10 protein-coding genes are annotated in these 12618 nt (G+C 64.6%); 1 reads left to right on the forward strand and 9 read right to left on the reverse strand.

The features are described from left to right. Positions 1-123 precede the first annotated feature (123 nt). The 9 genes from NLI89_RS13075 to NLI89_RS13115 form a co-directional block, all read right to left on the reverse strand. Complete coding sequence (locus NLI89_RS13075) at positions 124-1455, reverse strand: glycoside hydrolase family 130 protein (RefSeq protein ID WP_439144511.1); 1332 nt, start codon at positions 1453-1455, stop codon at positions 124-126. A 5-nt stretch (positions 1456-1460) separates the two neighbouring features. Then, positions 1461-2282, reverse strand: coding sequence for a universal stress protein (locus NLI89_RS13080; protein ID WP_254687416.1), 822 nt, complete (start codon positions 2280-2282; stop codon positions 1461-1463). Between the two features lie 98 nt (positions 2283-2380). Further along, complete coding sequence (locus NLI89_RS13085) at positions 2381-3412, reverse strand: lysylphosphatidylglycerol synthase transmembrane domain-containing protein (RefSeq protein ID WP_254687417.1); 1032 nt, start codon at positions 3410-3412, stop codon at positions 2381-2383. Then, positions 3384-5957, reverse strand: coding sequence for a magnesium-translocating P-type ATPase (gene mgtA / locus NLI89_RS13090; RefSeq protein WP_368077280.1), 2574 nt, complete (start codon positions 5955-5957; stop codon positions 3384-3386). Before mgtA ends, NLI89_RS13085 begins: the two co-directional genes overlap by 29 nt. Positions 5958-5962: 5 nt before the next feature. Further along, positions 5963-6529: a general stress protein gene (locus NLI89_RS13095; RefSeq protein WP_254687419.1), complete on the reverse strand. Its 567-nt coding sequence runs from the start codon at positions 6527-6529 to the stop codon at positions 5963-5965. 110 nt (positions 6530-6639) lie between these two features. Then, positions 6640-7629: a 2-hydroxyacid dehydrogenase gene (locus NLI89_RS13100; protein WP_254687420.1), complete on the reverse strand. Its 990-nt coding sequence runs from the start codon at positions 7627-7629 to the stop codon at positions 6640-6642. A 52-nt stretch (positions 7630-7681) separates the two neighbouring features. Beyond that, positions 7682-9043 carry an MFS transporter gene (locus NLI89_RS13105; RefSeq protein ID WP_254687421.1) on the reverse strand — a complete coding sequence of 454 codons (1362 nt, stop codon included), beginning with the start codon at positions 9041-9043 and terminating at the stop codon, positions 7682-7684. A 153-nt stretch (positions 9044-9196) separates the two neighbouring features. After that, positions 9197-10147 (reverse strand): NAD(P)/FAD-dependent oxidoreductase, encoded by a 951-nt coding sequence (locus tag NLI89_RS13110; RefSeq protein WP_254687422.1) that lies wholly within the window; start codon positions 10145-10147, stop codon positions 9197-9199. Continuing rightward, the gene (locus NLI89_RS13115) at positions 10144-11592 is read right to left on the reverse strand and encodes an FAD-dependent oxidoreductase (protein ID WP_254687423.1); all 1449 of its coding nucleotides are present in this window, start codon (positions 11590-11592) and stop codon (positions 10144-10146) included. Before NLI89_RS13115 ends, NLI89_RS13110 begins: the two co-directional genes overlap by 4 nt. Before the next feature lie 441 nt (positions 11593-12033). Between NLI89_RS13115 and NLI89_RS13120 the strand changes: the two genes are divergently transcribed. Next, complete coding sequence (locus NLI89_RS13120; RefSeq protein WP_254687424.1) at positions 12034-12603, forward strand: hypothetical protein; 570 nt, start codon at positions 12034-12036, stop codon at positions 12601-12603. Positions 12604-12618: the final 15 nt, after the last annotated feature.

Consider the following 12618-nt stretch of genomic DNA (forward strand, 5'->3'; position numbering starts at 1 on the left):
TGAATTCCAGCATGTTGTGACCGACTCCCGCGATCCCGAGATCAAAGCGGTGGGTCTGTCCTCAGGAGATCTGAGCGTGGAATCTACGCCGCTGGAGCGGGCCACAGCAGCCTCGGGAACTACCTATTCCCATTCCATCGCGGCGAGCAGATTGCCGACTTCGACCTTGGCGAAGGTCGTGAAGCTGTCCGCGATCGCATAGGGGAGCAGGAGCGTTCGCCCCTTCAGGACCGCGCCGCAGCTATAGATCACATTGGGCACATAGCCGTCGCGTTCCGCGCGGCGCGGCCGTAACAGCGGATGCCGCATCCGTGCCAACACTTTCGAGGGATCGTCCTTGTCGAGCAGGCAGGCGCCGATGCAGTAGTTCCGCACGGCACCGACGCCGTGTGTGATCACCAGCCATCCCTCGTCGAGCTCGATCGGCGAGCCGCAATTGCCCACCTGCACGAACTCCCACGGCCATAAGGGCGCTACCGTCTTCGTACCGCCGTTCCACTGGTACAGATCGTCCGAGGTTAGCAGCCAGATATTCTCATGATCCTGCCGGCTGAGCATGACGTAGCGCCCGTGGATTTTGCGCGGAAACAGCGCCATGCCCTTGTTGACCGTGGCATCGCCGCGCAGTGCGCTGAGCTCGAAGGTTGCGAAGTCGGTCGTGCGCAGCAATTCCTGGCGGACCAGGCCGCCACCAAAGGCGGTATAGGTTCCGAAATAGGTGGCGATCCCGTCGTCATTCACGAAGCGCACGAGCCTGAGATCCTCGATCCCCTGCCTCTGGCGATCGGTGATCGGATAGATCACCACCTCGGAGAGATCGCGGCTGCCGTTGCAATAGAGGCGCACACCGGGATCGTCGGGCGCGCCGCCCGGGATCAGTTCGATGCGTGGCGAGATCGCCTGCGCGCTTGGGAGATCGAGCGTCACCGATCCATCCGCAGCCCACAGGCCAGTGCGGAAGGTGACCGACGAGATATGGCCTTCGCCAACGCCGCGCAGCGACAGGATGAACCGCATCGCCCCGGGCGCGACCGCCGACTGATCGGGATGCGCGACGATACTCGGGTTAAAAAGGGCGGCGGCCTCGAACGAATATTCCTCGCTGAAATAGCCACCGATCAGTAGCGCCTGCCGGGGTCCGACGGCAGTGGCATCGATCACCGGCCCGTTCACCTCGTGATAGCGACGCGCGAGCGTATGTTCGATATCGCGGTGCCGGTCAGCGAGCCCCGTCGAGACGCGCTCCCATTCGTGATCCAGCTCGGGTCCATCCAGGCTCAGCACGCGATCGGCGATCCGTTGTGCCCGAGAGACCCCCGGGGTCGCAAACGCCGGCGGATCGTCCGCCGGCATGAACGGCCGGATCACCACCCGAGACGGATCAGCGTGGAGGGCGAGCGCTAGATGTTCGACGAGCTCGTGTGCGGGCGTCGGGTCTTCGGCAAGCGCAGACACGATAGTCAGTTCGACAGCAAGGCGCAGCGATTGTCGCTGAGTAGCATGTCGCGCGTCACGCCGCCGAAAGCCCATTCGCGAATCCGACTGTGGCCATAGGCTCCGGCGACGATCAAATCGGCATCGTGTTCGGTAGCAATCTTCGAGAGCCGCTCGGTGATGTTGCCACCCAAGGGGGCCAAGTGCCGGTCTGCGGAGACACCGTGCCGCTCGAGCCAAGCGATGACCTGCCGGACCTCGATATGCACATCGCCCATCTCGGCGGTCACCGCTGCGACGACGACGTGGTCGGCGCGCTTGAGCAGCGGCAAAGCGTCGGCGATCGCCCGGCGGCATTCGCGAGAGTCGTTCCATGCGACCATCACGGTCTCGAACACGCCCGGTGCTGCAGTCGGGGGGACGACGAGCACCGGCCGGCCCGCCCGCAGGACGAGGTCGCCGGTATCGGCATGCGTATTGCCGTTGTTGCCGCTGCCCTTGCCCACACCGGTGATCAAGAGATCGGCGGACCGCGCCTCGGCGGCGATGACATGGGCGATTGGCTCGAGCGCTGGTATCGAGCGCCACTCGAGCACATACGGCTCGAGCGCCACGCAGTCCCGGAACTCTGTCTCCGATCGTTTGAGTTCGTCATCGACGATGTCGCGTTCGGCGACCGCGAAGTCGCCGGAGTAAAAGCCGTCGCAATTGCCGATCTGGGCAGGCTGCCCGGCGGCGATCCCGATCACGCCCGCGGCGAAGCGCTCGGCCTGGCTGGCGGCAATCGCGAGGAGAGGCGCGTTGGTGCAACCCGCATCCAGATGCACCATCAGTGTTGCGTAGGTCACACAATGTCTCCCGAATGCTCGATCGAGCGGGTCACGCCGCGACGTCTCGCCGCAGGTGCCAGGTTGCAGGGGCGGGAGCGCGCCACCAGCGTCGGAAACTACGCAGGCGAGAGGGGCTCGCCCTTTGTGCGCAAGACCCTTCGGATCAGCAGGTATCCGGGAAGCAACGGCAGCCAGAGCGTGAACACGCGAAGAAGCAGGGTCGCCGCAAGCGCTGCTTCGACGGAAACGCCCATAAGACTTAGCATCCCCGTCGCGCCGGCTTCGAATGTGCCGAGACCGAGCGGGATCGGACCCAATGTGGCAATCATCGAGGCGACTACCACCGCGACGAACGTGACCGAGAAACTCACATCCTGTCCGAGAGCGCGGAAGCAGACCAGCAAGCTTGCCGCATCAAGGAAGAAGACAAGACCGTTCGCCGCGACAGCGCGACCGATTAGGGCGCGGTTAACGAGCAAGGACTTGGGCGCTTCGGCAACGATCAGGAGCAGGTTGCGTACTACGGCGAAACGGGAAAGGACAGGCGAGAGCGGGCGCTGCCCGCGCTGGCGGATCCAGATGGCGAGCCCCGGAATGGCAAGCGCCACGACCTGGAAGACGAGCACGAAGCCGGTCATCCAAAGCGAGGCGATGCCTTTGCTCCAAAGGAGGGTCAGCATCCCGAGCGCGCAGGCGCTGTAGGCCGCGTAGAAGCCGGTCATCGAGATCAGCAGCGCGGCCACCGCGACGCCACGGTCCACGGCCAACGCTGTCAGCCGCTCGACGACAAACAGGTTACCGCCCATTCCGGCGACCGGCACGACCTGATCTGCGAACAATTTGCCGATCGCGATAGGATAGAGCCGTCGGAACGACCGCGGCGAACCGGCCGCCGCCAGGACGAACTTCCATCCGCTGGCGACGCAAAGATAGGTCGCTGCCTGTAATACAGCGGCGACCATCAGCCAGCCGGGTCGGGCCCTTCGCAACAGTGCGGCAAACGCCGCAAGATCGCCGATCCGGGCGACTGCGCCGATTACCACTGCAATCGCCGCCATGCCGAGGACCGGACCGGTATTGCGCAACATGGCGTGCCAGATCCACCGCACCAGTACCAAGCTAGCGCGCTCGCCGACGGCGAAGGCCACGCCCGTGCTTGCGTGGCATGTGGTTGAACAGGAAGGTCTTGAGGAGTTCGGCCGAGACCAGATAGGCGATCGTCACGAGCCCGAGCCCGGCAACGACCTCGATCGGCGGCGCGACGAAGCCGAACCAGTGGCCAGCCGGCGTGAACGGGAGCGCCAGCGCCACGAGCAGGGCGCCCAGCGATGAGATTGCCAGTGCCGGTCTCGGCAGATCCGCCCAAGGCCGGCCATTGGTGCGGATGATGAAGATCACCAGGATCTGGGTCGCCATCGTCTCCAGGAACCATGCGGTTCGATATTCCGCGGGCGCTGCGTGAAAGACGAGAGAGAGCCCGGCAAAGGTCAACAGATCGAAGGCCGACGATAACGGGCCCATCACCGCGGCGAACCGGATTAGCGCGCGCATGTCCCAGACCTGGGGTCGCGCGACTGCCTCGGGCCGGACGCCGTCAAACGGAATGCCGATCTCCGATATGTCGTAGAGCAGATTATTGAGCAGGATCTGGGTCGGGAGCATCGGCAGGAAGGGCAGGAATAGCGAGGCGGCTGCCATCGACAGCATGTTGCCGAAGTTCGAGCTCGCGCCCATGCGCACATATTTGAGGATGTTGGCGAAGGTCCGCCGCCCCTCTTCGACGCCGTCGGCGACGACCCCCAAATCGCTGTCGAGCAGGATCATGTCCGCCGACGCTTGGGCGACGCTCGCGGCGCCCTCGACCGACAAGCCGATATCGGCAAGTTTGAGCGCCGGCGCGTCATTGATTCCGTCGCCGAGATACCCGACCACCGCGCCACCTGCCTGGAGCGCGCGGACCAGCCGTGCCTTCTGGTCGGGCGCCAACCGACCAAAAGTATGGACGTTGTGGACCTGCACCGCCAGCGCATCGTCGCTGAGCCGGGCAATGTCGGCGCCCGACAGGGTTTTTCGCGTGGCGAGACCGACCAGCCCTGCAAGCCGTCCAACCACGACCGGATCGTCGCCAGACAGGATCTTAAGCTGGATGCCCGCCGCTTTGAGCCGTGTCACCGCCGCGTGCGCGGTCGCTTTCGGGGGATCGGCGAACGCGCACAGCCCTTCGTACACGAGGTCGGTCTCGTCTTCGGTCTCGGGTGCGTGGATGGCGCCGACCCAGGGCCGCGACGCGATGGCGATGGCACGCAATCCTTGCCCGGCAAGCAACAGGACCTGGCGTACCACCGCGTCGCGGGCTTCGGGATCGAGCGGCGTCGCGCCGGAACCCGAGCGCCCCTGCCCGCAGGCGGCTAGGACGGCTTCCGGTGCGCCCTTCAGGATCAGGACCGGCCCGTTGGAGCCTTGGGCCAGGACCGACCCAAGCCGCCGATCGAAATCGAACACCCCTTGCGCGGCGAGCGTCCAACCCTCGACCGCCTTAGCCGACGCCGCCACCAACGCCAGATCGAGCGCCCCCTGACCTCCACCGAGCGCGGCGGCAATGGCGCCTAGCCGGGCCGGCTCGGGACCGTCCGCGCCCGAGGGCGCGATGCTTCGCGCCAAGCTAATCTGGGCGGAGGTGAGCGTACCCGTTTTGTCGGTACACAGGATCGTCATCGCGCCGAGATCGTGAATCGAGGCGAGCCGCTTCACGATGACTTTCCGCTTCGCCATTCGCATCGCTCCGCGCGACAGCGTGACGGTCGTGATCATCGGCAGCAATTCAGGCGTCAGGCCAACCGCCAGCGCAACCGCAAACAGCAGCGACTGCAGCAGCGGTCGGCCGAGGAAGATGCTGGCGGCGAGCACGATGACGACAAGCGCGAGCGTCAGTCGCGTCGTCAGCAGGCCATAACCGCGGAGATCGCGCTCGAACGGGGAGGGGCCCTCCGCGGTGGCCAGCGCGGCCGCCGCCGATCCGAACATCGTGTCAGCGCCGGTACCGACGACCAGCATGGTCGCGCACCCGGTTTGCGCGATCGCGCCGCGGAAGAGAGCGTCCGATGCTTCCGCCGCCGACGTGGCCGTGACCACTCCCGGCTTTTTCTCGACCGGATAGGGTTCGCCGGTCAGCGCCGCCTCATTTGCGGTGAAGGCGCTGCTGTCGAGGATAAGGCCGTCGGCTGGGATGATATCACCCGCCTGAACGCGCACGATATCGCCCGGCACGACTGTGTCGATCGAGACCTGCACAAAGGCGCCATCGCGCCGAACGGTCGCCGAGATCGCGACCGACTGGCGCAGGATCTCGGCCGCGTGGACCGCCTGTCGTTCTTGATAGGTGTCGAGCAGCACCGAGAAGGCAAGGATGACGACGATGATCGAACCGCCGATTGCATCGCCCGTTGCCATCGAGACGATCCCGGCGCCGAGCAGGATCAAAGAAAGCGGCTCTAGCAGCCGCCGCGCGATCGCGCGGACGGGACCTGTCCGCTTCCCGACCACGTCGCTGTTCGCGCCGTGCTGCCTGAGACGCTCGGTCGCGTCCAATCCTTTGAGCCCGTCGCGCGAGGCGCCGAGCTTGGCCAACACTACCTCGACTGATTCGGTCCAGAAAGGAGCGGCCACCGGCGGTCTGGCAGGATCGACGGTCACGATCGTCAGGCCGCCCGATCGGTCACTGCGGCCAGAGCTGGAGCAGATGCAGCCAGGTCCGCATCGTGAACGGTGATCCGCCGCGGCGACAGAGTCTCTAGCGTCGCGCGCGCACGATCCATTTCGCCCGCTGTGCCATGCGCCATGACCAGAAAGCCGTCTGCGGCTACCTCGGCCTGATAGGTGACGATGCTATCCTCGGGGATTCCAAGGCTCGCGAGGCCTGCCACGAGAGCACCGGCGCCGCCAAGTACGATGGCACCTTCGATCGCGGATATCCCGGCGGCAGCCAGATGGCCGAGCAGCACAACGCCGCCGACCATCGGCACCGTCGCGTAAAGTCCTCCCAAGAACAGACCCCAGAGGCTGCCCCAAAGCGCGCCACGCGATCCCCAGAAACGGATCCGGTCGCCGCTATTGTAGAAGCCGGTCGCGGTCTCGCTCGTGTGATAGCCTTTGCCGACGACGCTCAGTCGGCGGAACTCGAAACCCGAGGCTGCCAGCGCCTTGACGGCGGCATCGGCTTCTTCGTGATCGTCGAACACCGCGACGATCGAATGGGGGAACTGCATCGGATGATCCTCAGATTGCACGTCGCAACACCGTAAAAGCCCCAACCGGAGGTACCAGCGTCGGGAAGTACCTATCGGTGCTTACGGGGCGCACCTGCGAAGGGGCGCGTTCAAGCGGCGAGTTGGTAGGTCGCTTGTCCGCTTGCTTCGAACGTCGACAAATTGGCCATGGTGGTCGCGGCGATCGCGCTTAGGGCTTCCTTTGTGAAAAAGCCCTGGTGGCCGGTCACGAGCACGTTCGAGAACATCAGTAGCCGCTCGAATACATCGTCCTGAATTACCGCGCTGGATAGATCCTCGAAGAAGAGATCGTCTTCCTCCTCATAGACGTCGAGCCCAAGATGGCCGATCGCGCCGCTCTTCAGCCCCTGGATCACCGCCGCGGTGTCGATCATGCCGCCGCGGCTGGTATTGATGAGCATCGCACCGTGCTTCATGCGACCGATCGCTGCCGCATCGATGAGATGCCGTGTCTCGTCGGTGAGCGGGCAGTGAAGGGACACGATGTCGGCCTGGCCGAGTAGATTTTCGAGCGTCGTATAAGTGACGCCCATCGCAGCGCACCCCTCGTTGGCCATGACATCATAAGCGATGACCTTGCAGCCGAAGCCGAGCATGATCTTGGCAAGGCTGGTGCCGACGCGGCCCGTCCCGACGATCCCTACGGTGCGACCATGGAGGTTGAAGCCCAGGAGGCCCTCAAGAGCGAAATTGCCCTCGCGAACCCGCGCATAGGCACGGTGGATGTTGCGATCGAGCGCCATGATGAGCGCCACCGCATGTTCCGAAACGGCTTCGGGAGAGTAAGCCGGCACCCGGGCGACGGCGATGCCGAGCTTTTTTGCGGCTACGAGATCGACATTGTTGAACCCCGCCGAACGCAGTGCGACGATCTCGATGCCGAGCTCCTTAAAAACCTTCAGCACGGCCGCATCCACCTGATCGTTCACGAAGACGCAGACCGCCTTTGAACCGCGCGCGAGGATCGCAGTTTCCTGCGTCAGCCGGCTCTCGACGAACTTCAGACTGTGGGCAGTGCCGGCGGCCGGCTCCAGAAACGTGCGATCATAGGATTTGGTGCTGAACACGGTGACGATCATGGAAAATTGCCTTTGAAGAAGTCGGGGATGCTGGAGCTATCGGGCGTGGCGCTCAGTGCGCCGCCGCCAGGATAGGTGCCGTGGGTTTGGCGAGGGGAACGACCTTGTCCGCGTGATGACCGGTCTCTTTCAGGAAGAAGCTCAGGCCGATCGCAACGATGACACCCGCAACCAGCGGCATGAAGCCGTCCTGGAACTGATGCAGGGTAAGTGGCGTCCCCTGCGGGATCATCAGCCGCGAGATGAACGGCGAGACGATGCCGCTGGTCACGAAGACGAGGAAATTCATGACCCCCGCAGCCGTACCTTTGACCTGCGACGGGTTCGTCTCTTTCATCATTGAAAAGGGGATCATGGCAGCGCCCGAGGCGATACCGAGCAGCAGCGCGACGCTATACGGCGGGAACAGGCCGACAGGCGCGTAGATCGCGGTCAGGCCCGCTGCGAGCATGACGAGCGCGCCGAGGATCAGCACCGGCTTGCGGCGGCCGAGATGGTCGGCGACATAGCCGAGCAAGGGACAGCCGATCACCCAGCCGATCGGCACCATCGACGCCTCCATCGCGGCGGCGGACATCGACATGTCCTTGCCGCCGTTGAGAAAGGACGTTGCCCAGACGAGCGCGCCGATCGTCGTCGGCAGGAACAGTAGCCCGCCGATCACACCGGCAAGCCAGCTCTGCGGATTGGAGAATACGGTTTTGAACGGCTGGATCAGGCTCGCCATCGAAAGGGGTCCGTGATGGGATTCACTGTCGCCCGTATCGCGCGGCATGATGACCCACGTCGCAATCGCCAGGACGAAACCGGCGCAGGCGAAGCCGACCCAGACATATTGCCATGGCACGTGGAAGCTGCCCGCCGGATCGATGAGCATATGTACCGGCTTGGAGCCGAAGGCGGCTCCCGCCATCCCCAAGCACTGGGTCAGGCCAATGAACATCGCGAGCATCCGCGAGGGCAGATAGCGCGCGGCTACATAGGAGGCGCCGATGAAGGCGAAGATCGCGCCGATCGCCTGGATGACGAAGCCGGCCACGCCGGCGGCTTCGCTCCCCTGAGCGAAGACGAGGCATCCAAGGCCGACGACGGCGATACCGTAGGGAATCGTTCGCCGCGGCCCGTAGCGGTCGAGCAAGACACCCGCGATCAGCGCCATCAGCGCGTACGCGACATAATAGGCCGAGATCATGCCGCCGATGTGGTTGCCGCCCCATGCTTGAGTCAGCTCGTGCTGCATCACGCCCGGCGCGGAGCGGACCGCGTACTGGAAGAAATAGAAGATCGCGCACAATGCCCAGGCCAGGAAGAAGAGCGGCTTCAGGACGCTGGGTGGCGACATCTCGGGGCTCGTGACCACCACCGGCGTCGCCGCAGGCATGATGTCGGCCCCAGCCCGAACAGGACTCGGCATAAGGTGGATCCTCTTAAAACGACCCCGTAGGGTATGGCAGCGGTCCAGGTGTCTCCATCGGAGCAGGCAGCGCCTGGTCCGGTGAATCGTTTCGTCGAGTTTGACGGGTGCCTGTTCGCTCGAACTTCAATAGCGTACCGGCTTGCTTGCCCGCTACGCTCGGGAACTACTCAGACCGGCTGTCGAAGGCTCCGGCTGGGCGAGGATCTTTGACAGTCGATTGTGGATCGCGGTCGCGGCAATGGCCGCCTCGCCGTCGGCGACGGCGATCTGGTTGAGGCCGCGAACGAGATCGCCGGCGGCGAATAGCCCGGGGATCGAGGTTTCCTGATGCCCGTCGACGAACAGCCGGTTCGCGGCGTCGACCGTGGCGCCGACTGCGATCGCCAGCATCGTCTGGGGGACGATGCCGAACGCGGAATAGACCAGGTCGAACCGGTGCGTGACCCCGTCGCCGACTGCGACGGCGGTGACGCCATTTGTTTCCATGGCGACCGACCCCACCGCGACCTGTAATATCTCGACGCGTGCCGCCGCCAGTGCGGCGCGGGTCTCTGGGGACAGCGCGATCTCGCCCGTGGGCAGCAGCAAGCTGACCTGAGACGAGAAGGTCCGGATGAACAGCGCCTCGGCGGCGGCATGCTCGCCGTTGCCGAGCACGCCGATCCTCTTGCCGATGGATTCGAATCCGTCGCAAATCGGACAGGTGCGGATGAGGCCATCCTTCACCGCTTCGGCGACGTGCGCGACCGGAGGATTGTTTTCCACCACGCCCGCCGCAAGAATCACGGTGCGCGCGAGGATGGTATTTTGCCCCATCTTCGCCAGGAACACGCCGTCGTTCGCCCGGTACAGTGTCTCGATCGTGCCATGCTCGAGCGTGGCGCCATAGCGGCGCGCTTGCTCGCGCATGCGCGCCAGCAGGTCCACCCCGGAAATGCCGTCGGGAAAGCCCGGCAGGTTGTGGCTGAGCGTGATCCATTTGGCACGACTCCACCCCTTGTCAATCACCAGAACGTTACGTCGGAACCGACCGAGATAGGTCGCTGCGGTGAGGCCCGCCGGACCGCCGCCGATGACGACACAATCGAGTACGGCGGTCATGATCGCGCCGCGTTGCGTCCGGCGACGCGGCCAAAGGCAAAGCACTCCGCGATGTTGCCGCCGCCCTGATAGAGAAAGGAATAGATCGAGCCGAGCTCGCCGGCGGAAAACAGCCGGCCGATCGGAGCGCCGTCCGCGCCGACGATCTGCGCTTGCGCGTTGCGCCGCGGTCCGCCCTGCGTGTTCACGAGCGCAGGGGTCAGTTCCATCGCATAGAAGGGACCGGTCTCGATCGCACCGAGCGTCACGGGTTTGCGACCCCAGTCCGGATCGGCGCCGTTGCGCGCGGACTCGTTGAAGCGGCTGATCGTGTGCTCGAGCGCTGCGGGCGGAAGGTCGATCAGCCCCGCCAGGTCTCGCAGCGTGCCCGCCGTCTTGATCCAGCCCTTGCCGACCTCACGCAGATTGTCGTCGCTCCAGTCGTACAGATTGCCGTGACTGACGTCCCAATCCGCACCAGCCTTTCCGATCGGGCCGTGCTTGCGATAGGTCTCGTCGAAGATCATGTGGATCGGCAAGGGCATCGCCTGCCGCCCCCAGTGACCGTGGCGCTTCACCTTGCCATGTGCGTCGCCGACCGAGCAGGGTTCGCCCTCCATCGTGAACCGGCTGCCGTCGGCGCCGACGAAGAGGAAGCTTTGCCCGTGCGGCAGGTTCAGCCACTGCGCGACCGGGATATCCGGCGCCTTGAACGACAGGATCGGGCCAGACACGTTGCTCATGTGCCAGAGGTCGGCGCCGACCTCGAGCCCCATGCGAATGCCGTCGCCGGTGTTGTAGGGTGTGCCGACCGGGTGGACGCGCGGTAGTCCATCCACGTAGTTGCGGATCATGGCCGGGTTGTTCTCGAACCCGCCACACGTAAGCACCACGCCGCGACGCGCGCGGATCGCGACGCGCTTGCCGCGGCGTTCGGCGATGACGCCGATGATCCGGCGCTCCTCCTTCACCAAGCTGACCGCCGGCGTGTCATAAGAGATCGGGACGTGGCGCGCCTCGACGGCGGTCTCGATCAGGCGCCAGAGGCGTTCGCCGCCGACCGGGCCTTCCCCGTTCAGCAGCACGCGCACGCAGTCCGACCCGGTGAGTTCGGGAAACTCGACATACGGCATTTCGACCGGGGTCATGCCCAGGCCCTCGAGCCACGCTTTGTTGGCGAACATCTCCGTGGCCCACACGTCGAGTAGCTCGTCTGAGATGTCGTCCATGTACGGCCCGGCCATCGCGCGGAAATAGACCTTGGCCGTGTCCACGTCCGCGGGCCAGAACACGATATTGGCCGAAACGCGGCTGTTGCCGCCCTTGTGTGCTTCGGGCGCCTTTTCGAGCAGCAACACCTTCGCACCGGCCTCTTGCGCGGTCATCGCCGCCGTTGCGCCGGCATAGCCGTAGCCGACGACGATCACGTCGGTCTCTTCATCCCAATCGCGTGGCGGCGGTGTCATGATGGTTGCCTTTCCGGGCACGCGCGTGAGCGCTTTCGCTTCGGTTGATGCGTGGAGAAGACGGCATCTCCGGACACTCTTGGTGCGAGCTCCGATGTATCGGAGGAACTCAGCGCACGAGCCCATCGGGAACTACGCATAGGGTGCCACGGAGAGTTCGCGAGCCGGCCCGCCGAGTGCTCGGCCCTGCGTAGTTCCCGATGATGATCACGCTCCGGATCGACCGCTATGATGCGTCGGAGTGTTGTCGCCCGACCGACGGACGACGATACCGTACACACCGATCGGACCCCGCAGCGATGAGCATCAACCGATCGACGGAAATCGCGGCAATGGGCGCGCCATGAACGTGCAGCATCGCTTCGGTACCGTCGCCAACCACGACCGCCCGATTGCGTGGCACACGATGTCGAGCATTGCTGACGTCCTGTGACTCAGCGCATGCAGGAGATCGCCCAGGAGATTGTTCGGCTACAAGCCGAGCTCGATCGGGAGATCGAAAGCCGCAAGCGGGCGTTGGGCGTCGAGGTCGCGGGCCGCATCGTCGGGTTCGAACGCGGTGTCCTAGATGCGCACCGCCAGTTACGGGTGTCGGTCGGCCGCTTCATCGCGCAGTCCGAGCTTGTCTCCTGGCTTACGGCCCCGGTGATCTACTCGCTGATCGTGCCCTTCGTGCTCGTCGATCTGTGGGTAAGTCTCTACCAGGCAATCTGTTTCCGGGCTTATGGCATCCAGCGGGTTCGACGCTCGGACTATATCCTCTTCGACCGGAGGCATCTGGCCTATCTGAACCGGGTCGAGGCGCTGAACTGCATGTTCTGTTCCTACGGCAATGGTCTTATCGGTTTCGTTCGCGAGGTCAGCAGTCGTACCGAACAATATTGGTGTCCGATCAAGCATGCGCTGCGCGTGAATGATCCGCTGCAACGCTATTACGAATTCCTCGAATATGGCGATGCCGACGGGTACCGGACGCGACTGGCCGAATTTCGCGATCGTCTCCGTGGCTAGATCTGGACGCAGCGA

It is taken from the genome of Sphingomonas faeni, from assembly GCF_024273235.1.
Classification (GTDB): Bacteria; Pseudomonadota; Alphaproteobacteria; order Sphingomonadales; family Sphingomonadaceae; genus Sphingomonas; species Sphingomonas faeni_A.